This window comes from Staphylococcus sp. NWU MK-U1, from assembly GCF_033283505.1.
Taxonomy (GTDB): Bacteria; Bacillota; Bacilli; order Staphylococcales; family Staphylococcaceae; genus Staphylococcus; species Staphylococcus haemolyticus.
This window is the reverse complement of the sequence record NZ_JAVSMG010000008.1, coordinates 50,801-73,902: the sequence shown is the minus strand read 5'-3', so window position 1 is coordinate 73,902 and position 23,102 is coordinate 50,801. Positions and strand designations below refer to the sequence as shown.

Below are 23,102 nucleotides of genomic sequence, written 5' to 3'. Positions count from 1 at the left end.
TATAGTAATTTTAAACAAAAATACTGAATTCACAAGAATTTTTCTATAAAAAATGCGCTTCCCTAAAAAGAGAAGCGCACATCATCTACTACATATTACCTATTGATAAATATTTCGTTTCTAAGTATGGTTCGATACCCTCTGTACCACCTTCACGACCATAACCACTTTCTTTCATACCGCCAAATGGTGCGTGAGCTGCTGATGGACCGCCATCATTCCAACCAATGACACCATAATCAAGTGAGTTATACAGATGGAAGCCAGTACGATAATCATTTGTGAAGAAGTAAGCAGCTAAGCCAAATTGTCTATCATTCGCCATTTGAATCGCATCTTCTAAATCTGAATATGTTGCAATCGGTACGATAGGTCCAAATGTTTCTTCTTGCATTGCAAGCATATCTTGATTCGCATTTGAAACGACGACAGGTTTTAAGAAATTGCCACCCATTTCTTGTGCTTCATCTAATGAGCGTGATAATTTAGCGCCCTTAGATTCTGCATCTTTCAATTGATTAACCACTTTCTTCACGCCATCTTCGTTAATCAATGGGCCAATAGTCACGTCTTCATCCATACCATTTCCGACCTTTAATTCGTGGACTTTTTGCGTTAATTGTTTAACAAATTCTGCTTCAACCGCTTCGTGCACGTAAACTCGGTTCGCACAAATACAAGTTTGTCCTGCATTACGGAATTTTGAGGCAATTGTTTGATCTACGGCATATTCAATATCCGCATCTTCGTGAACGATTAATGGCGCTAGCCCACCTAGTTCCATTGTGACATTTTCAACTGATTCAGCAGCTTGTGCGATGAGTTTCTTGCCGACATTTGTTGAACCGGTAAAGGTAACTTTCTGCATTACAAGATGTTTCGTGAATAATTCACCTGCATCTTTACCAGACATAATGACATACTGAACGGCATCTTCTGGGATTCCCGCTTCATGCGCCAATTCAATGAGACGAATAGTAGTTAATGGTGTTTGTGTCGCGGGTTTACACACAATCGTACAACCTGCAGCTAATGCTGGCGCAATCTTACGCGTAATCATTGCGGCTGGAAAGTTCCAAGGTGTTATTGCTCCCACTACGCCTACTGGAAATTTTTTCACAATAATATTTTTATTAGGTGTATTTGCTGGAATTGTACGACCGTAAATACGTTTAGCTTCTTCGGCATACCAAGAAACGTATGAATTCGCATAATCCACTTCACCTTGTGCCTCTTTTAAAGGTTTACCACCCTCTTTAGTAATCAACTCTGCCAATTCATCTTTATGTTCATTAATTAAAGAGAACCATTTATACAACTTATCTGCACATTCATGTGCATCTACTTCTCTCCAAGATTTGAACGCTTTATGCGCTTTCTCAATTTGTTGTTTGGCTGTTGTTTCACTTGTATATTCTAATGTTTCAATTACTTCGTTCGTCGCTGGATTTAAGACTTCTAATGATGCCATATTCATCCACCCCTTTTAGAATTATTGATATAAGTATATACCCCTAGAAATAGATTATCTATCAAACCGTTTTCTATCATTACTAGTTTCACTTTCCTGTACCTACTTTACTTGATAAAATATGTAGACTACATATAACAATTGATACGAGGAGTTTTTTATGAATAAAAAGATATTTGTCATTGGATCTGGTTTAAGTGGTTTAGTTGCAGCGACAGAACTATTAAAGAAAGGCTATCACGTAACGATGTTAGATCAAGAACCTCGTCAAGCGATTGGTGGACAAGCTTATTGGTCATTCGGTGGGCTATTTCTAGTTAACTCTAAAATTCAACAACGCCTGGGTGTTAAGGATTCATACGAACTTGCACTGAATGATTGGTTAGGATCTGCACAATTTGACCGTCCAGATGATGAGGACTATTGGGCGAAACAATGGGCTGAAGCGTACGTGCGATTTGCCACTTTTGAAAAGGAAAACTATCTAAAAGAGATGGGCGTTCGCTTAACACCTATCTTAGGTTGGGCTGAACGTGGTGGCGCATCAGCTTCTGGTCATGGCAACTCTGTACCACGTTTCCATATTACTTGGGGTACAGGTCCAGGATTAGTGGAACCCTTTAATCGTTTCGTACTTGAAAAAGAACTAGAAGGTCAATTTAAATTCTTGCCACGTCACCAAGTGACTGACATTGGCATTGAACATAATCAAGTCACTCACATTTCTGGCAACATTTTAGAGCCAAGTGACGTTGAACGCGGAGAGAAATCATCTCGTACCGTAATAGATACGTTCCAATATGATGTCGATGAGTTGTTAATTACATCAGGCGGCATTGGTGCCAACATGCCACTTATTCGAAAATATTGGCCTAAACGTTTAGGTAATCCTCCTAAGACAATGATACAAGGCGTACCTGATTCAACTGACGGTCGTTTAATTCAAGTCACAGAAGATGCCGGCGCCAACATCGTGAATAAAGATCGCATGTGGCACTATACTGAAGGCATTCAAAACCATAGTCCCATTTGGTCTAATCATGGTATTCGTATCATTCCTGGGCCATCATCAATGTGGTTCGATGCGACCGGTAAACGTATGGCTGCACCAGATTACCCTGGATTTGATACTTTGCATACGCTAGAAACAATCATGAAGACAGGTTACGATTATTCATGGTTTATATTAACGGAAGATATTATAAAGAAAGAATTTGTACTTTCTGGCTCTGAGCAGAATCCAGATTTAACTGATAAAGATATCAAATTATTACTTCAAGAGCGTTTAGGTAGTAAAGCAACGTCTCCAGTAGAATCCTTTATGGATAAGGGACCTGACTTCATACTTGCCGATGATTTAGGTACGCTAGTTCGAAAAATGAATGACTTAGCAGGTAATGACTTACTTGACTATGAAACAATCAAACATGAAATTAAAGCTCGCGACTTACAAATTGATAATCCATTTACTAAAGATCCACAAGTCGCATTTATCAATAATGCACGTCAATTCTTAGGTGATAAACTCGTTCGCACTGCTAAACCTCATAAAATATTAAGTGGAAGAAACGGACGTTTAATTGCCGTAAAATTAAATATTATTAGTCGTAAAACGCTCGGTGGTATTCAAACGAATCTCGATGGCCAAGCACTTAATCCAAGCATGCAACCAATTCAAGGACTATACGCTGCTGGAGAAGCATCTGGTTTTGGTGGTGGCGGTGTTCATGGATATCGTGCATTAGAAGGCACTTTCCTAGGTGGTTGTATCTTTAGTGGTATTCGTGCAGCTGAAGGCATCCATCATCATATACAGTGAATTTCATAAATATACACTTCTAAAATAAAGTATTTTCAAAATGTATATCCCACCACTTTTTATGCATTTTGTTGTAAAATTATATTAAATATTATTTTTTTCAAGTAATAGTTATCAATTTTACAATTTTTTGCAAAAGAAGGTGATGGTATGCCTCGCGATAGCTTGAAATCTTTGAAAAATAAAACTGTAACCGTAATAGGTCGAATTGAACATATTACTATAACACCTAAAGTAAAAATTCCAAACAAGCCTATTTTCTCAAAAATTTTATTAATAGATGTTAATATCGGCGGTCAGTATTTCGATCATGTTTGGGTTTATGCATCAAAGAGATACTTTCATAACCAAGAACCCTTTTTACAACAAGTTGTAAAGTTTAAGTCTAAAGTAACGCCTTATGTTAAACATGGCCAACGTGGCTACGTCGAAGATTATGGTATTGATTATGTCAAAAGCCTAAGCATTCTGCCGAATACGTCGATGGAAGAATATGACGAAAGATATTATGATGATGATATTACTGTAGACTTTTTCTTAACGAATTAAAAGCACATTGCAAAGCTTGATTAACTATCAAGTGCAATGTGCTTTTGTTATTTTATTTTACTTTTAAACCACGATAACGGTTCAATGTTCCGATAAATTCTTGCTTACGAGGAAGCGCTAAATTACCAGGATGTCCATCAAAGTTAGATATCGCTTCGATGCCTTCTTCGTCAATTAAGTCGTACATTTGATTCGTTGCCTCAATAAGACTCTTATGATTATCTATAAGGTGATGTCTAAAGTAATTCATCATAACGGTCAACGCATTGGTTTGACTGTCATCCACTAATTGTTCTAAACCAGATATATCTATTGCATCTTTGCCGTACATCACTGTGTGTAGCCCTTTGGCTTTCATTCGATCATCTTTCCCTTTTTTAGAGAATGAAGCATCTAAAGGGACACGAGATGGAATCACACCAAATTGTGTACCTGCCTGTAAGTCACGTTGGTATCCATCTGATTGAGCAATGTCTTTCGCCTCAGCAGTTACATCTTTCAAATGATACTCATCCATCATCATGACTTGATCAGCAACGTCAAAATAATCACCAGACCCACCAACAATTAGAATAGTTGAAACTTGATGCGCTTCAAAAAGTGGTCTCACTTTATTAGAAAATGGTGTTATTGGTTCTTTATCAGGCGCAATTAACTTCTGCATACGTCCATCACGAATCATAAAGTTCGTCGCCGATGTATCTTCATCAATAAGTAGCGTTGACGTTTGTGTTTCTAATGCTTCCATGACATTAGCTGCTTGTGATGTGCTGCCACTCGCATTGTCAGTCGAAAAGTGCGTTGTATCTTTCTTGCCAGGCAAGTTATCTATAAATGGACTAATGTTAACATTTTGAATTCCACGTCCATCTTCAGCTCGTATCTTCATAGCGTCATGACGCGTAATAACAAATTCACGACCATCATTTGGAATATGGTCATAGACACTACGTTCAAGCGCTTCTAATAGGGTCGATTTACCGTGATAACCACCACCAACAATCAATGTTATGCCTTCAGGAATAGACATCCCTGTGACTGCCCGACCACTTGGCAAATTGAATGTTGTTTCGAAAGCGTGTGGGCTCGTAAATTGAATGGCACCTTTCATTGGCTTATCAGATACACCGCTTTTTCGTGGTAAAATGGCGTTATTTGCGACAAAAGCGACTAAGTGTTGTTGTTCAAGTTGTTTCCTAATATATGTTTGGTCTAATTTTAATGTTACTTGATGTTGAAGTGCTTGTTGGTCAATATTTTGATACATGATGGCTTGATCTACTATCTTTGATAAGCCATTTATAAGTGTATGGGCCGCAGCTTTTCCAAGAATCTTACGTCCTGCTGCTGGCATACCAACTTCAATGCGCACTTCAATTTCTTTATCATTAATTACGACTGATGTACGTTCTAACATTTCTTGACCACAATGATCGATGAAAATTTTACCGTTTTTACCTGAACCTTTAACGGTACGATTAAATGCCGAAGCTTGATGGCCAAATGCTCTAGTTAAGAAATCTGATACCGCAATACGTTTATCTTTCTCATCTAATAAATCACTTGGAATTTTGGCGATATCACGTTGAATGATAAGACGCATTTTTGAAGGTGGCGCAAAAGGATCCACCTGTACATGATCGATTGCTAAGTGAAATTGATCAAAGGCATATATACCTTTTGTTCGTTTATACGCTCCATATTTTTGTCCATCTAACGATTTTAATGTCTTTCCGAGATCTATTGAGCGCTTCATCATTATTCCTCCGTTTAATAAGTGTCTATTCACAGTTTACCCAACCTAACCGGCACGCATAACTTCATTCAAGAAATTTTTGATTTGAATATAAAAAATGCATCTCAAGCATTGGATTTTCATCCTACAGCTGAGATGCATATCATCGAATTATTAAAACTTCTCAAAAAATTTTTTCACTAATAATGAAAAAGTGCATAGACACATCTCTGCACTTTTCCAAACATAATTATAATGCAGTGTATCCACCATCAATTGTAAATACGCTACCTTGTGCGAATGATGAAGCGTCAGATGCAAGGTATACAACAATGCCACCTAATTCTTCTGGTTCACCTGGACGACCCATTGGTGTCGCACCCATCCAATAATCGATCATTTCGCCTCCAGTATTAAACATTGGTTCAGTTAATGCTGTTTTCATGTATCCTGGCGCAATTGTGTTTACTTTGATGCCATATTTTGACCATTCCATTGCTAAACTTTTCGTTAACATGATAACGCCTGCTTTAGATGCATTGTAAGATGCTTGTTCTTGTGGTTTATTGGCAATTAATCCTGACATTGATGATGTATTAATGATTGAACCATAGCCTTGTTTTATCATTTGACGTCCTACTGCTTGTGCTACTAAGAAGACACCATTTAAGTTTAAGTTAATTACTTTTAACCAGTTTTCGTAAGATACGTCTTCTGCTTTTTCATTAATTGTCATACCAGCATTATTTACTAAGATATCAACTTTACCGTACTCATTCACGACGTCGTCTACCATTTTGCTAACGTCTTCTGGATTTGTAACATCTACTTTTAATGCTGTCGTTTTAACGCCTTCATTATCTGCAATTGCTTTTGCTGTTTCTTGAGCTAAATCTAATTTAATGTCTGCAATAACAATATCTGCACCTGCTTGTGCTAATGCTTCTGCCATAGCTTTACCTAGTCCCATGGCACCACCTGTTACGATTGCTACTTTACCGTTTACTTTAAATTGTTCAATAATGTTTGTCATTTTTATCATCCTTTTTAATTTGATTGTGTATTAACTGTTGTTTTTACTTGTCTTCCAGGCTGTTGTACTTTCATAAAGAATGTAAGAACAAAGCCTAATACATAAATCACTGCATATGCCCAAATCGTTACTTCAGCTGAGGCGAATATAAGCATGACACTTGCAAGTCCATAACCTAGGAAATTACTTAGACCAGCTGCTAAGTTATGTACGGACACTGCCGCCCCTTTATGTTCAGGTACCAACGTTGGGAAGATAGCTGACATTGGAACGAATGCAGCAACAGCGAAGCCGAACATCAGTGCAATTAAAGTTGTCACGAATATATTAGGTCCACTCCATGCAGGGAAATAATAGAACGCTAACGTAGAAACGGCCATACCAATACAGCCAAACCAGCGTACTTGGCGTACCCAACCAATTTTATCTCCCATAATACCCCAGAATAAATTAGTGAAGATTGTAATAATGTACATTAAGCCCCAAACACGTAACCATTCTGACGTAGTGAATCCGAAATCTGCCGTATAAACGTGTGGTAAGAATACAACCAATCCGAATAATGACAGTTGGTTGATGATTCTTACGACAAAGGCAACTGCAACGTTCTTATTCTTAAGAATTGTGATACCTCGGCCAAATTCTCTTAACATTTCTTTCTTAGTCATACGTTGTGCTTCGACATCTTCGCCTTTTTTATCTTTAACTAAGAACATTGCGATTAATCCACCAATTAAGATGAAGATTAATGATGACCATAAAGTACCCATTTCACCAATGATTGGAATTGAAAAGCTTGGTAAATATGAACCTAGTACTCCAATACCGATTGAATACATTGCCCAGAACCAACCCATTGCTGAAGCTAGTTTGTAACTTGGTGAAGAATATGTAATCCATACGACAAAGCTATAAATAAACATTGGATATGCTAAACCACGAATACCATACATAATCATCATCATGGCATAGTTTTGTTGTTCTAGACCAAAGACTAAAAATCCAACATGAAAGATCATCCAAATAATAAACGCGAATGTCATCACACGTCTTGGACTGAAAATCTCAGCCATCACACCTGATAACCATGAAGCGATAGCTACGACTAAACCGTAAACGGTTAAGACATTGCCGGCTTCAGAATTATCAAAGCCAAGACTCATAATATATTTAGATAAAAATGCTTGTTCCATACCGTCACCGGTCATAAAGATCGCTACGGCAATGTATCCCCATATTAATACCATAGGCAATCCTAGAAATTGACGTTCTCGTTTTTCTATCTCGTTCGCCATTTTAATCCCTCTTTCTACCTTTGTTTTATTCATTATTTTTGTTCTGAATTAAATTGTTCATGTGCAAGACGTTCAAGTGGAATGCCTTGTTTAAAACGTTCTGTATATTGCTCAAAGCTTGCAACTTCATCTTTAGTTGGTTCGATTGTCATTGATTCTGTTCCTTTAAACGCAAAGTCATTCAAATATGTTGCTAAATTTGATGTCTCTGTCTCAATCATGTATCTCGCCAATACTGCGATACCCCAAGCGCCACCTTCACTTGCAGTTTGCATAACACGAACAGGACTGTCTAAAGCAGCTGCTAAGAATGATTGCGCAACTTTTTCAGTTTTAAAGATGCCACCATGACCAAACATTGAATCAATATGAATATTTTCTCTTTCTTTTAATAAATCAATACCAATCTTCAACGTACTGAAAGCACTGTAAATATGTGTTTTCATTAAGTTAGCTAAGTTAAAGTTACTGTCTACTGATCGTACAAGCATTGGATAACCATGTTGTACATCTGTGATAAATTCACCAGAAATATAACCATATGACAATAACTTACCTAAATCTTCGTCACCTTTTAAGGCACGTTCAAATAATTTGGTGAACAATTCACCTTTATCGTATTTAACTCCCATTGTTTCAAATACTTCTCCAAACAAATCGACCCAAGCGTTTATATCTGATGTACAGTTATTCGCATGAATCATTGCTACTTCGTAACCGTCTGGTGTTGTAACTATATCTACCTCTGGATAGACATCTTTGATTGGCTTTTCAAGGACAATCATCGAGAAGATACTTGTACCTGCTGAAATATTACCAGTTCTTGGTGCAACACTATTTGTAGCTACCATTCCTGTAGCTGCATCCGCTTCAGGTGCACATAATGGACATCCGGCTTGTAGCTCACCGTTTGGATCAACTAATTTCGCACCCGTGTCAGTAAGACGTCCGGCATACTCCCCTGCTAAAACTACTTTAGGTAAGATATCTCTAACATCTTGTGTGTAACCCTTTTCAGAAAACTTCTTATTAAAGCGTTCAATAATATCGTCACGATAGTCTTGTGTCTCACTATCAATTGGGAACATACCAGACGCATCTCCAATACCTAATACTTTCTCATCGGTTAGATACCAATGTATGTATCCCGCAAGTGTCGTCATATAGCTTACTTTCTCAACGTGTGCTTCTTGATCTAATGCAGATTGATAAAGTTGTGCAATACTCCAACGTTCAGGAATATTCACTTGGAAGTCCTCTCGTAAGATTTCAGCTGCTTTATTAGCATTGTTATTACGCCACGTTCTAAATGGAACGAGTAAATCGTCATTGTCATCAAACGGTAAATAGCCATGCATCATGCCACTAATACCTAAAGAAGCAAGTTGTTTCACGGTTGCATCGTATTTCTCTTTTAACTCTTGAGTCATTGCGCCATATGCTTTTTGAATGCCTACCCATGCATCGTTCACCGAATACGTCCAATAACCATTACGGTAACTGTTCTCCCATTCGAATGAACCTGTTGCGAGGGTTTGACATTGGTCATCAATCGCAATTGCTTTAATACGCGTTGAACCGAATTCAATACCCACTGTTAAATGACCATCTTCAATAAATTGTTTGATTTGTGTATTATTCATCGTTTCACCTTACTTTTTATTATGAAAACGTTATCATAGATTTATCCTAGCATATGTATTTTTCATGAAACAAGAGAAAAGTAAGCGTTTTCTAAATTTTGTAAGTAAAAAGACACCTTTATCTTCTATTTACAACAATGAAGATAAAGGTGTTTGCTTAAATGTATTATTCAATTATGTTTATTTTAAAATGTGATAGTCTCTCATACAGTCAACAGATGCTAGAATGGCTTCTTCTTGAGTGTAACTTGGCGTCCAACCTAAAACATTTCGTGCTTGCTGATTACTAACATTTCTATTCATTTCAAGTAATAACTTACCTTCTTGTGCTTCGCTATTAAATCTAGCGCCTAGCTTAATTGCGAAATCTGGAATGGTCTTAGTTGAAACTTTACTTGCTAATTCAGGGCGTTCTTTTTTAATTAATTGTGCGATTTCAGGCATAGAGATTTGTCCATCTGCAGTGGCGATAAAACGTTTACCATTTGCTTCTGGCGTTTTCATTGCCAAAACATGTAATTGTGCAACGTCTCTGACATCCACGATATTCATTGGTATATTAGGGATTCGTTTCATTTTGCCACTAGCAATATTTTCTACAAATTGAAAACTTAATGACATATGTTGATTTAATGATGGTCCAAGTATAGCAACAGGATTGATTGTCGCAAACTCAATGTGATTTTCAGTAGCATTCACAAAGTCCCACGCTGCTCGCTCAGCAATTAATTTAGACTTCTCATAAACAGAAAGTCCTTTTTCATTTGGATTAGTCCAATGTTCTTCTGTTGTCACACTAGATTTATCTTTATTACTAAATCCTACTGCGCCAAAGTTTGCAGTCATTATTACACGCTTCACATTCGTTTTCTCGGCAGCTCTCAAGATACGCTGAATACCTTCAATGGCTTGTTTATTGATCGATTGTTCATCAGTTAAGCTGACACTACCCATCACTACAGGCGATGCTACACTCATCACATAGGTGCAATCTTCCATAGCATCTTCCCAGTTATCATCTTTAGATAAATCCGCTTCAACAAATGCTAAATTTTGCGTATCAATATTTTGTGACTTTAATGTTTCTAAAATAGTATCTTTCTTAGATAACGAACGAATTGTTGCACGTACACCATAATCTTGCTTTAATAATTCCGCGACAATACGTAAACCTAAAAAACCTGTCCCTCCAGTTACTAAAACTTGTTCCTTCATGAAACTTCCTCCCCTATCTTTCTCTTGGTAGGTACAGATTATAACAGTTTTATCATATTAGTTTGATGAATTACACTTGCTTTTGACAAAGTTCATTCTTAAGTTGTAGACGCTCAACTTTATAACTGTATTTACTACTCTTTTGATATGCCTTGGTCGGATAATGCAATCTTAATGTGCTCTAAATGATGACGCTCATGCCATGATAATTTCGCAAGTAATTCTGAAACCGGTACATTGCTACCATCTGATAGCTTGATAGAATGATTTAATTCACCTTCAGTAACATGATTTCCCATCTCTACAATGCGTTGGTTGAGTCCCTCTAAAATAGTAATTGAAACTTGCATAGGTAATTTAGAGTCTGGCAACTCTGCCCACCGTTCTTGATTAAACATGAACGCCGTTACGTCATCTTCAGTCAATGCCATTTTCAATCTTTCATACAAATTAATCTGAGAATCTGCAATATGATGTACTAATTGTCTAACCGTCCAACTTCCTTTTCGATAACGACGTTCTAACTGCTCATCACTCAATTGATGAACCGTTTTCTTCAACTGATCACTATATGCTTCAATTTCACTCATCCATTGTTTCACATCAACTAATGTTGAATTCGTTGGCGCTTCAAATTCTCCTATTGGAAATCTTACATCCATTATAAATCCCCCTTAGCTATCTTTATCTATACCTTCTATCTACCCTTATTAAGGATAAATAAAAAAGAAGCGAGCACAGAAATTAATCATTACATTAATTTCTATCCCACTTCCTCTGGAAATTTAAGATATATATAATTTTCTCAAAATATTAAGCTAATAATAAAGGACTTGAGAAAATAACTAAAAATACAATATTTAAAATTAACATTGTAATATTTATGGCTTTATTGCCTTTCAAGATGCCTAAGACATTTGCAATAATAGCTAATAACATCACAAACAATCCTGGAAGAAACCAGAACATGCTCGTAAACATGATAGAAACTACTAATAAAAATGATAATAAGCATAAAATACCTGAAACTAAATTAATACTATTTAAGTTCATAAGTTGCTCCTTTCAATTGGTGTTACACAGTATTATATACTAAAACTATTTTGAATTGAGCAAAATTTTTATAACAAAATTGACACATCTTTTTAACTAAAGTTAAAAGCGGCTCACACTTATGCTAGTGCAAACCACTTCAAAATGTTTTATGCTATTGTCTTATGCTAAAAGTAATGGGCTTGATAAAATAATAAATTAAACAATCGGTAAATACTTACTGATTTTGTCGCCTATTCTTAGTGGAATCTCATACCACCATCAACGATAATTGTTTGTCCAGTGATGTAATCAGAATCACTACCTGCTAAGAAACTTACCACATTAGCAACGTCTTCTGGTTTAGACAAACGTTTTAATGTAATTTGATCAGTAAATTGTTTCCAACCCCATTCTTCAGGTTGATTATTTTCTTTAGCTAATTTAATCGCAATACCTTCCATCATTGGAGTTTCAACAATACCTGGTGCATATGCATTAACTGTGATACCTTTTTCTGCTAAATCACGCGCAGCAACTTGAGTTAAACCACGCACTGCAAATTTAGTACTGCTGTATAAAGATAAACCTTTGTTGCCTTCAACCCCTGCTTGAGAAGTAGCGTTAATGATTTTACCACCATGACCCAATTTTTCAAATTGTTCTAATGCAGCTTGGATTCCCCAGAAGACACCACCAATGTTAACGCCAATAACTTGGCTAAATTGCTCAGGTGTTACCGTGTCGATAGGTGTCATTGGTCCTAGACCAGCATTATTAACTAATACATTAAATTCACCGAAATATTCTACAACGCTACGTAATACATTAAAAACATTTTCACGGTCTGAAACGTCTGCTTTAAATGCTATCGCTTCTTGTCCTTCTGCTTTTAATGAAGCAGCCGCTTTTTTAGCTCCTTCTTCATTAAAGTCTACAAGTGCAACACTAAAACCATCTTTAAATAAACGTTCTGCTATTTTGAGTCCAATCCCTTGAGCTGCGCCTGTAACTACTGCAACTTTTTTAGTATTACTCATAAAAAACACCTCTTAAATATTATTCATTTATTATATTATCACTTTTATATATTAACGATTTGAACATTTTATGAATAATAATTGGTGCTTTTATAAGATCGATTTGATTCAGATATTAAATAAATAATTAATACTAATATATTGTTTTCATTGTTTTTTCCTTATGAATTATTGTTGCAAAATATGAAGATTAATAAAAAGTATCCCATAAAGGTATCATCCCTATCAATTTAGAAACCCGCCTTTTCATTGTTATGACAGCGTTTATTAGACGTACTTCCTACTAACTTCAGACAAGCGTCAGTCTTACCCGTCAAGCCTTTAAACAAATTTCCAAGTGCTTCTTGAGAAATTTTTAATAGCCAATTATAAGCGCAATCGACATCGCCACTGCACAAATGATTACCCATAATAGTATCAACTTCCACACAAATTTAATCCATTGAGTATAAGTAATTCGTCCAACAGCTAATGCTCCCATTAAGATTGCTGAAGTTGGGAATAAAATGTTACTGATTGAATCACCATATTGGAAAGCGAGTACCGTTAACTGACGATTAATATGCAGTAAATCTGATATTGGTACCATTAATGGCATTGTTGTTAATGCTTGACCCGATCCAGATGGTATAAAGAAATTAAGTAAGAACTGTAATATAAACATAGCAATAATTACAAATGAAGCTGGTATATCTGATAGCAATGTTGTCATGCCATGAACAATCGTATCGATGATTTTACCATTTTCCAAAATAACGACGATTCCTTTAGCGAATCCAACAATCATTGCGCCAAATAAAATGTTCTGCATTCCTTCAATTAATGCGTCAAATGTACCATTTAATCCAAGTCCGCTTACTAAACCTGCAACAATACCAGCAAGTAAGAAATTGGCGCTCATCTCATTAAACGTCCAATCGAATACAAATATGCCAAATACGTTAAATAGAATTGTAGCAACTATGATAAGTAAGCTAGCTGCTTGTCTCTTACTAAAATGTTGATAGGTGATTTCTTGAGTAATATGACCTTCTTCTTTTTCTAGCTCATACACAATACTTTTTGACTTATCTTTCTTCACTTTACGTGCATATAACATAACTGTAGAAATGGCTGCAGTTAAGATAAATAAATAGATAATTGTACGTAAACCCCAGCCTGAGAACATTGGTAATTCAGCAACGGTTTGTGCCACACCAACTGTAAAGGGATTTAACATACCTCCACTGAAACCACTGGCAGCACCTAAAATAACCATTGCAGCACCTGTTAAGGCGTCGTAACCTAATGTCCGAGCGATTATAATGCCAATCGGAACAAAGATAATTGTTTCTTCTGCTAATCCAATTGTAAATCCTAATATAGAGAATATTGTCATCGTCAATGGAATCATTAGGAAATTGGCCTTTCTTAACATTCTCATTGCTTTGTTTACACCATTTTCGAAAGCACCTGTCTTATGAATAATGCCAAAGGCACCACCTACTAGAAATATATAGAATACGATTTCTCCGCCACTGATTAGTCCTTCAGGAATTGACCTGAATATTTCGAGGAAGTTGACGTTTGCCGATTCCACAGTATGGTAAGTCCCTGAAACGACAAGTGTTTGATCTCCTTTCTTTTCACGCGCATATTCACCAGCTGGAATAATGTAAGTTAATAACCAAGCTAGAAAAATAACAAACATTAATAAAGCATATGTATGAGGCGTCTTAAACTTAAATTTCTTATGCTTCTTTTCTTCCATAACTCATCAACACCTTAAATAGAATAGAATGTATCTCATCAGATGATTATATACATCATACCCTATTTATCAGCTGATATACGATTACAATTTAAATTACATTTGTTATTTTCGTCATTTCAACGATGTGCTAGACCTATAAATACTTACAATTAAAAAAGCATCACCAAAATGAATAAATGATTCATTTTGATGATGCTTGTATTTCAAAAATGTCTATTTTAATTGTCCGTTATCATCGAAATCTTCTAATTTATGATATTGAATTCTAGGAATGTCATCGATATGTTTTAATTTCTCAGCTAATTGTTCAAGATAGTCACGTCTTACCTCTTCGCTATGGCTAACTTGATAAGCAATAAATGGTTCTAATGGTGTCATACCAGAGAAATAAATCATACCATGGTTAATATGGAATAATACTTGCTCATAAATATCTCCTGAAAAACCATTTGCAGCATAGCTTCCTTCGGGTGAGCCAGTCGTAGTTGAAATCATGGCTATTTTATCTGTTAATCGTGCTTTGTCATAACGGTCATATTCTCCGCCATAAATGCCACCAAACATAAAGATTTTATCAAACCAACCTTTAAGTATAGCTGGAACACTAAACCACCATAGTGGAAATTGGAAAATAACTAAGTCTGCCCATAACAGTTTTTCAAATTCTTCCTTAATCACTGATGTTAATTCATCGTTATCATATGCATTTTTTTGTTCTATTGCGTATTTGAAGAATTCAGAATCTGTTAAGTTTTTGAAATCTTCTTTTCTAGCAACTGGATCAAAATCCATTGCGTATAAATCCGAAACTTTAACTTCATAACCTTGTGCTTCTAATGTTTCTACAGCTTTATCTTTTAATGCACCATTGAATGACTTTGGTTCAGGATGGGCATATACAATTAATGCTTTCACATTCTCACCTCAATAGAATTGGAATACTTATACGTTCAAGATACTATGAATTTCTTTTATCACAAACATATATGCTCGTTTAAATGTAATTAGCATATTGTCCTTACAAATCCACTCTATAAACGTAAAAAAGTGAGATAGACGAATAATAGACGAAATATCCGTTACCTCACTTAAGTTATTCTCGCTAAACTAATCAATTATCTTTAAAGAGTATACTTCCAATTAATAGTGGCGAAATATGTATATTCAACTATGTATATATCTAAGCCTTATATTACAAGGAGGTTAGACTGCACGGTGTATAAAAGTTAGCAATTAACTGTTTGAATGGTCGATTTATACATTAACATTTTGGGATGGTGAGCAATCTAACTTCTCTTGAATATACTTTAAAATAGTATCAAAAAATTTAAACCCTATGTTTGTCTATTCTCAAAAGATACGTATGAATGCCTAACTGTTATTCCCATTGCGGATTATGATTTTCTCCTTTTAAAAAATGAGTAATGTAAGAAATAGTCCTAACAACGTGAAAAAGAGTACTGGAATCGTAATGACTATTCCTGTTTTAAAGTAAACGCCCCATGATATTTTGACATCTTTTTGAGCTAAAACGTGAAGCCATAATAAAGTGGCTAATGAACCTATAGGTGTAATCTTCGGACCTAAGTCAGACCCTATTACATTCGCATAAATCATACCTTCTCTAAGGATACCTGTCACTTGTGATTGATGTATTGCTATCGCATCAATTAAAACGGTCGGTAAGTTATTCATGATAGATGATAAAATTGCAGAAATAAAACCTACGCCCATAATACTAGTAAATAAGCCATGCGCAGATATAGATGCAAATATATGACCTAATATGGTTGTAATGCCAACATTTTTAAGTCCAAATACAACTAAATACATACCTAATGAAAAAATCACGATATTCCATGGCGCACCTTTGATTACTTTTCCAGTAGAAACAACATCTGATTGGCGTGCCAAGAGTAGGAAGATAATAGCGACAATTCCAGCAATCAGAGACACTGGTACGTGTATAAACTCACTGACAAGATAACCTATTAATAGTATTGCTAAAACAAGCCAAGATATGCGAAATAGTTTCTGATCTTTAATCGCGGCACCAGGACTTTGAACCTTTCGAATATCAATGGTCTTTGGAATCGATGTTCGAAAATAAATCCATAATACAATGATACTTGCTAGAAGTGAGAATATATTTGGTATTAGCATACGACTCAAATATTCTACAAATCCAATGTTGAAGTAATCCGCAGAAACAATATTCACTAAGTTACTTACCGTAAAAGGTAACGACGTTGTATCAGCGATAAAGCCACTTGCGATAATGAAAGGAAAGATCACTTTCTTACTAAATCCAAGATGACGTACCATCGCTAAAACGATTGGCGTCAAGATAAGTGCAGCACCATCATTCGCAAAAAATGCTGCCACTATCGCACCGAGGAGCATAATGTAAACAAACATTCTGAAACCGTCACCTTTAGATGCTCGAACCATATGTAATGCAGCCCATTCAAAGAAACCAATTTCATCCAGAATAAGTGAAATCAAGATGACAGCTACAAATGTTAAAGTCGCGTTCCAAACGATATCTGTTACTTCCACGATGTCAGACCAACCAACAACTCCAGTAATAAGCGCTAAAACTGCACCTACAACAGCAGTAATTCCTATATCTAGTCCTTTAGGTTGCCAAACAACAAAAATCAAAGTAATAACAAAAATGAGAATGGCTAAAAAAGTCATCATAAACGTTCACCTACAAAATGTCGTTGATGACGATGTGAAAAATGAGTTATAGATGATATATATTTGTCTTTCATATCAGTCAAATCCTCCTATGTCATCAATAAGCATATCATGAGCTATGATGTGAAATCTATGTGGCAAAGTTACAATGTATGAAGTGAATTTTTTTATCTTATCTACTTTTGTTAATTGCATAAAATTATGAAATAATTGTGTAGATGATTTAATTTTTATAAGGAGTTTAGTTATGAATATTTATCAGACTTATGCATTATTGGTAATTGGTATTATCATTTTAGGCTTGATTGTAAATGTTGTTGTGACAATAGTAGACAAGAGGAAATTGATCAACCACATACATACACTTTGGCGTAATAAGAAGCCTATTGAGAACTTCATACGCCCAAATTCCCGCTTCGATTATCAATTCAAACTCAAACGTGACCAACATAACAACCTCATCGATGATAAAACATGGTCGGATTTAAATATGGAAGAAATCTTCCATCGTAGTAACTTTAACTTCACGGCTATTGGAGAGATGCGTTGGTTTGCCACATTACGCAATATGTTTAAGGTTAATAACAAACAACTATTAGACCAATTTAATAATGATGAAACATTTAGGGTCAATGTATCTTATCATCTCGCTTCTATTGGTAAAGTGGTGTACCCTATCTTCCCTGATCAACTTAAAGCAATAAAGCGAAATAATTTATTTATGATTTGTCCATTTCTACCATTTATTGGACTCATTATTTGTTTCATTTCTCCATCAACTGGAGTACTTATAACTTTATTTTCGATTCTACTAAACATTGTATTATCCGGTACCTTGAAACGTACTTATGATCAAGATTTAAAGTCATTATTCTATACAGCGAAAGTCCTTAAGGAAGGTTATCATCTCGACCAAATTAAAGGCACACCAGAAGTTAATACGAACTTTAGTCACTTTAAAGGGGCACGTTTATTTAGTGGTCTACTAGGTAAAGTGGGCGATCAAGATATCGGCGGCGCATTTATTATGTTACTCAAGATGGCATTCATGGTGGATTATTTCCTCTTCCATATCATCCAGCATACGTATTATCGATATCAAGACGAGGTAATGGCTTGCTATGACTATGTAAGCACCTTAGATAATCACTATTCATTAGCCATGTATCGACGCACATTAGACACTTATTGTGAGCCGACTGCCTTTTCAAATGAGCAAACATTAACATTCACAAATTTGATTCATCCTTTACTGGAAAATGCAGTCCCAAACGATCTCGACATTAACCACAATATTCTACTAACGGGGTCGAATGCATCAGGAAAATCAACATTTATGAAAGCCGTAGCAATTAACCTTATTCTTGCACAAACGATAGAAACTGCGACGGCGGATGCGTTTAGCTATCGTCCCGGCTTAGTTTATACGTCAATGGCTAATGCCGATGATGTTCTGTCGGGTGATAGTTACTTCATGGCTGAGTTGAAATCTATTCGTCGTCTATTCGATATAGAGACGCATATGCCAGTGTACTGCTTCATAGATGAAATCTTTAAAGGCACGAATACAACTGAACGTATTGCAGCATCAGAATCTGTATTATCATATTTGAATCATCAACCAGAGTACAGAATTGTAGCAGCAACACATGATATCGAACTTTCAGAATTATTAAAGGACAATTATCAAAACTATCACTTTAATGAAACGATTGAAAACGATGAAATCCACTTTGATTACAAGATTAAAAAAGGGAAAGCGAATACGAGAAATGCAATTGAATTGTTGCGAATTACTAACTTCCCTAACAAAATTTACAAAAGAGCCAAGGATCAGGTTAAAGATTTGGATTAACATTGTTTCATGTAAAACATTATCAATATAAGTGGGATGATGAGATCCAATTATGATTTTGTCATCCCGCTTCTTTATAGTTTAGTTGATGATTTAAGATAGATTTAAGACGAAATTATGATAGATTTTATCATTATTGTTTACTGTGAGTATTGAGGTGACATTATGAAACGAATTACAATTGCTGATAGTTTAAGAGGTTTCAGCTTATTAGGCATATTTCTTGCTAATCTACTTATATTTCAATTTAGTTTATCTGGCAAAGACTACATCGAACATTTCCATTTAAGTCCTGTAAACCAAGGAATATTCAACCTTATCATCATACTTGTTGAAGAAAGTTTTTTACCTATTTTTGCAATACTGTTTGGCTTTTCGATGGATAAACTGTATCAGTCTATGAAATTAAAAGGATTGCCACGGCCTAGATTACAATTATTACGTCGTGCCATTTTCTTACTTATCTTAGGCTTTATCCATGCAAGTTACATATGGGAAGGCGATATATTAACAGCTTATAGTTTAGCTATGTTATGTGTGATACCCTTTATTTCACTAAGTACGAAAGCTTTCAAATGGTTTAATGTTGTAATTATTTCTCTCATGCTCGTGATGGGTATTTGGTCTATGTTTGATGATTCTCAAGCGTCTACATCATCTGACAAATATGATTCAGCTTCATATATTCATAAAGTGCAAAAGATTTATACAGAAGGTAGTTATAACGATATCCATCACGTAGATGATATAGCGACATCTCCTAAATTTGCAGAATTAGAAGATCAATTAGGCGATAATAAAGGTGCAATCTTCTTGGTAGCTATACTTTTTGAAGTACCATTATTCACTTTAGGAATCTTTCTTTCTAGATGTGGTTGGTTCGAGAAAGATGCAAGGCACTTTTGGTCGTCGAAACTATTTATATACCTTATTCCAGTATCTATTATTGCCAAATCAACCCTACTCTGGTTGGATAACGAGGCTATTTCAGGTACGCTTGTAGCTATATTTGGACCGATTTTATCCTTAGGTTACATGAGTTTATTTAAATATTTATACCAACGTTATGAGACGCATCCAATTTTTAAAGGTTTGGAAAATGCTGGCAAAATATCTCTTACCGTTTACATTACACAAAGTATCATTGGTACACTCGTCTTCTATAGTTACGGTCTAGGGTTATTTGGCAAAGATATACTCATTTACACAAGCATTTTATTCGTAATTATCTATATTCTTTTAGTGTTATTAGCAACATTGCATCAAAGATACTTCCGATACGGTCCATTAGAATATCTCCTGCGCATGTTCACATATTGGAAATGGCATGTAGGTAAACGTAAATAGACATACTAAAAAGGTTCAACGTGGTTAATCATTAACTGCACGTTGAACCTTAATTTATGTTGCTAAGCATATTGAATTAGCACATTGAATTATTCATAATGTCCTTTGAATTTAGGGCTTTCTCCATATTTATTTTTATTAAATTTACTATTTAAGCATGTGATTACTATTTGGTAGATTGAAACAGCAAATTGTACTAGGGAAAATAGGAGAATAAATAACAATGCCCATCCATTTTCACCATTAGGGTCATTAATATTCCAGATTAATTGCACAATAAAAGATATCACACCTAATACAACTGATAAGATAGGAATAAACATCGTACGATCAGTGTCATGGAAGCGTCTGACTGTCATCGCTAAATTAGGAATGAATGTAATAATTGCGTATAAAACCATATAAATGATTGTGATAACTAACATAACTACGCTTAAAATTGATAAGCCTTCAGATTGAAACCCTGCTGCGAACATAATCATGATTAATGCCATAATATAAAGAATCAGAGCGGGTCCATAAAAGATTAAATGCCATAATTGCATAAACCAGAATTCACTTCGTCTTGAACGACCTTTGAAATTAAAATAATTTTTCCAAAACAACTTAAATGCTTCGCCAAAACCTACTTTTGGATTCATAAGCATAAACTCCTTTGCGTAATTTTAATTGCCGTCTTTCCCTTACCTTTATCGTATCATACTGGCATAATTATAAAACCCTATAAAAAAAGTTCTCAAGCTAATTTAATTAACCTGAGAACTTGAGTATGAACTTATTAATTTTCTTGCTTAATGACTTTACCATTAGCATCTAACTTAATAATTTTATTATTTTTAGTTTTATATGTACCTAAAATTTCGCCATCTTTATTTCGATAATTCACAATCCAATCGCCACTATGACCGACCATTTTAACATCGTCCCATAAATAGTTTGTCTTACCTACTGCAATACCTTCGAAATCCGAAATCATTTGATACACTTGGTTACGGAAATGCGTATTAACTGTTCCTGATTTCTCTAAGTATTCTGCAGATAATGGATTGTTATTTTCTTTATCTTTTTTAGATAAATTATCTACAATATTTATCTTATCAGTTAATTCTGGTAAAGCTTTGTTGTCTTTATTCGCTTTATAGACATCAATTAATTTTACTTCTTTACCTTTTCCTAATAAATCTTTGTAATCTAATGAACCAGATTGCATGCGTCCGATAAAGATTTTATCGTTACTAACTCCGATTAATGCTTCAAAGTTCCCTTTATTAGGTGATACATTATAGAAATTCATACCTTTTGGAGCATTTTTGATGCTATCATCGTACTTCACAAGTTTGAAATCAACTAGTTTAAAGTTTTTATTTCCAGTCGCAAGTTTGTATTCATAAATTCCAGTTAGAATTTCATTCTTAGTCAATGTATATCGGTCAACATCCTCCACACAGAAGGCAAGTGCTAATTTTTGTTTTTCAGAAAGCTTTGCTACTTCCTTTTCCAGCTTTTGGTCTTTTTAGACTTCTTAGATTTTGTTTGTTCCGCGTTAGATTTCGTTTTAGCACTATCTTCTTTGGAACCATCATTAGAACCACAAGCTGCAAGTAAAAGTAAAAACACCCCACACATAAATAATAGTTTCTTCATATCTTACCCCCCTTAAACACATATTTAATCTCTATTAAAAAATGTAAATGTTTCCTTCGTACCGAATTATTATACTATAAAATAATTATATGTTGTTCATATATTTTTACAAGTTACACTATAAAATTGGGATTGTTGTAATAACCATGTATTTAATTAAACTATTAAACAATTTTACTGTTTTTCATCTTATTTCATTTGTTTTTTATGCTAATCTTACATTGTAATGAATAATATGATATTAAAATATTTTTGGAAAGGAATTATATTGTGAAGAAGTTTCTTACAATTTTAATTTTGAGTACCTTAATTTTATGTGCATGTAGCTTTGAACAAGACATAGAAAATAAGAATAATCGTAATGCATCGACTAAAACTACTGGCAATGAACAACAGAAGAAGGAAGTCATAAACGGTAAAACATACTATGACGGCATTTTAATCGTTAATAAAACAACTAAACTACCATCTGATTACAATCCTGGTGAGAAGCCTAAAGCACAACGTGCATTACAACAAATGTTTACTGATGCTGAAAGAGATGGTGTGAGTCTTTATAAGATTAGTGGATTTAGAAGTTACGAAACACAAGTGAATTTATATAATCAATATGTTGCGCGTGATGGTGAAGAAAATGCAGACCGTTATAGTGCACGTCCTGGCACTTCTGAACATCAAAGTGGGTTAAGTTATGATGTGGGTGCTATTGAATCAGATGCTAATTTACGCGAATGTTTTGGAGCAACAAAGGAAGGACAATGGATTGCGCGAAATGCGCATCGTTATGGTTTTATCGTGCGTTATCCAAAAGGTAAAGAACAGATCACAGGCTACCAATATGAACCGTGGCATTTGCGTTACCTAGGAAAAAACAATGCGACTAAAGTACAACACTCTGGTCAATCCTTAGAGGAATATGTTAAATATAAAGATCGCTCAGAAAGCTAATATATTGCACTCTGAGCGTT

20 protein-coding genes are annotated in these 23,102 nt (G+C 35.1%); 5 read left to right on the top strand and 15 right to left on the bottom strand.

Annotated features, from left to right (window positions below; all coding sequences use genetic code 11):
• Nucleotides 1–88: 88 nt before the first annotated feature.
• Complete coding sequence (locus SBL16_RS10435) at nt 89–1,471, bottom strand: NAD-dependent succinate-semialdehyde dehydrogenase (protein WP_317953992.1); 1,383 nt, start codon at nt 1,469–1,471, stop codon at nt 89–91.
• 160 nt (nt 1,472–1,631) lie between these two features.
• Between SBL16_RS10435 and SBL16_RS10430 the strand changes: the two genes are divergently transcribed.
• Together SBL16_RS10430 and SBL16_RS10425 are read left to right on the top strand one after the other, a co-directional pair.
• On the top strand, nt 1,632–3,290 hold the full coding sequence (locus SBL16_RS10430) for an FAD-binding dehydrogenase (protein ID WP_107612005.1): 1,659 nt from the start codon (nt 1,632–1,634) through the stop codon (nt 3,288–3,290).
• Between the two features lie 150 nt (nt 3,291–3,440).
• Nucleotides 3,441–3,839, top strand: a complete 399-nt coding sequence (locus tag SBL16_RS10425; RefSeq protein ID WP_011274541.1) for a hypothetical protein — start codon at nt 3,441–3,443, stop codon at nt 3,837–3,839.
• A 52-nt stretch (nt 3,840–3,891) separates the two neighbouring features.
• On the opposite strand, the gene SBL16_RS10420 is transcribed toward SBL16_RS10425, so the two are convergent.
• The 11 genes from SBL16_RS10420 to arsB all read right to left on the bottom strand — a co-directional run bounded on the left by SBL16_RS10420 (nt 3,892) and on the right by arsB (nt 17,285).
• Complete coding sequence (locus SBL16_RS10420) at nt 3,892–5,595, bottom strand: ABC-ATPase domain-containing protein (RefSeq protein WP_107612004.1); 1,704 nt, start codon at nt 5,593–5,595, stop codon at nt 3,892–3,894.
• A 229-nt stretch (nt 5,596–5,824) separates the two neighbouring features.
• Nucleotides 5,825–6,607 (bottom strand): glucose 1-dehydrogenase, encoded by a 783-nt coding sequence (locus tag SBL16_RS10415; protein ID WP_016930546.1) that lies wholly within the window; start codon nt 6,605–6,607, stop codon nt 5,825–5,827.
• Nucleotides 6,608–6,621: 14 nt separating this feature from the next.
• On the bottom strand, nt 6,622–7,902 hold the full coding sequence (locus SBL16_RS10410; RefSeq protein ID WP_037537468.1) for an MFS transporter: 1,281 nt from the start codon (nt 7,900–7,902) through the stop codon (nt 6,622–6,624).
• A gap of 32 nt (nt 7,903–7,934) precedes the next feature.
• Nucleotides 7,935–9,545 carry a xylulokinase gene (locus SBL16_RS10405; protein WP_107612003.1) on the bottom strand — a complete coding sequence of 537 codons (1,611 nt, stop codon included), beginning with the start codon at nt 9,543–9,545 and terminating at the stop codon, nt 7,935–7,937.
• Between the two features lie 180 nt (nt 9,546–9,725).
• Nucleotides 9,726–10,760, bottom strand: a complete 1,035-nt coding sequence (locus tag SBL16_RS10400; protein ID WP_107612002.1) for an SDR family oxidoreductase — start codon at nt 10,758–10,760, stop codon at nt 9,726–9,728.
• Between the two features lie 134 nt (nt 10,761–10,894).
• The gene (locus SBL16_RS10395) at nt 10,895–11,422 is read right to left on the bottom strand and encodes a YfiT family bacillithiol transferase (protein WP_107612001.1); all 528 of its coding nucleotides are present in this window, start codon (nt 11,420–11,422) and stop codon (nt 10,895–10,897) included.
• Between the two features lie 151 nt (nt 11,423–11,573).
• The gene (locus SBL16_RS10390) at nt 11,574–11,813 is read right to left on the bottom strand and encodes a hypothetical protein (protein WP_011274531.1); all 240 of its coding nucleotides are present in this window, start codon (nt 11,811–11,813) and stop codon (nt 11,574–11,576) included.
• Between the two features lie 239 nt (nt 11,814–12,052).
• A complete protein-coding gene (locus SBL16_RS10385) occupies nt 12,053–12,832 on the bottom strand; it encodes a (S)-acetoin forming diacetyl reductase (protein WP_053016167.1) in 780 nt (259 codons plus the stop codon).
• A 355-nt stretch (nt 12,833–13,187) separates the two neighbouring features.
• Nucleotides 13,188–14,582, bottom strand: coding sequence for a YfcC family protein (locus SBL16_RS10380; RefSeq protein WP_107612000.1), 1,395 nt, complete (start codon nt 14,580–14,582; stop codon nt 13,188–13,190).
• Nucleotides 14,583–14,798: 216 nt separating this feature from the next.
• Nucleotides 14,799–15,500, bottom strand: a complete 702-nt coding sequence (locus SBL16_RS10375; RefSeq protein WP_107611999.1) for an NAD(P)H-dependent oxidoreductase — start codon at nt 15,498–15,500, stop codon at nt 14,799–14,801.
• A gap of 495 nt (nt 15,501–15,995) precedes the next feature.
• Entirely contained in the window at nt 15,996–17,285 is a 1,290-nt protein-coding gene (gene arsB / locus SBL16_RS10370) for an arsenite efflux transporter membrane subunit ArsB (protein WP_107612013.1), read from the bottom strand.
• Nucleotides 17,286–17,535: 250 nt separating this feature from the next.
• Here arsB and SBL16_RS10365 point away from each other — a divergent pair, with 250 nt between their 5' ends.
• Nucleotides 17,536–19,143, top strand: a complete 1,608-nt coding sequence (locus tag SBL16_RS10365; RefSeq protein ID WP_107611998.1) for a MutS-related protein — start codon at nt 17,536–17,538, stop codon at nt 19,141–19,143.
• Between the two features lie 165 nt (nt 19,144–19,308).
• Nucleotides 19,309–20,490 carry a DUF418 domain-containing protein gene (locus SBL16_RS10360; protein ID WP_107611997.1) on the top strand — a complete coding sequence of 394 codons (1,182 nt, stop codon included), beginning with the start codon at nt 19,309–19,311 and terminating at the stop codon, nt 20,488–20,490.
• Nucleotides 20,491–20,579: 89 nt separating this feature from the next.
• Here SBL16_RS10360 and SBL16_RS10355 read toward each other — a convergent pair whose 3' ends face one another.
• The 3 genes from SBL16_RS10355 to SBL16_RS10345 form a co-directional block, all read right to left on the bottom strand.
• A complete protein-coding gene (locus SBL16_RS10355; RefSeq protein WP_107611996.1) occupies nt 20,580–21,131 on the bottom strand; it encodes a DUF805 domain-containing protein in 552 nt (183 codons plus the stop codon).
• A gap of 137 nt (nt 21,132–21,268) precedes the next feature.
• A complete protein-coding gene (locus SBL16_RS10350) occupies nt 21,269–21,934 on the bottom strand; it encodes a hypothetical protein (protein ID WP_317953982.1) in 666 nt (221 codons plus the stop codon).
• A gap of 41 nt (nt 21,935–21,975) precedes the next feature.
• Nucleotides 21,976–22,134, bottom strand: coding sequence for a hypothetical protein (locus tag SBL16_RS10345; RefSeq protein ID WP_317953981.1), 159 nt, complete (start codon nt 22,132–22,134; stop codon nt 21,976–21,978).
• A gap of 270 nt (nt 22,135–22,404) precedes the next feature.
• Here SBL16_RS10345 and SBL16_RS10340 point away from each other — a divergent pair, with 270 nt between their 5' ends.
• Nucleotides 22,405–23,082, top strand: coding sequence for a D-alanyl-D-alanine carboxypeptidase family protein (locus SBL16_RS10340; RefSeq protein WP_107611995.1), 678 nt, complete (start codon nt 22,405–22,407; stop codon nt 23,080–23,082).
• Nucleotides 23,083–23,102: the final 20 nt, after the last annotated feature.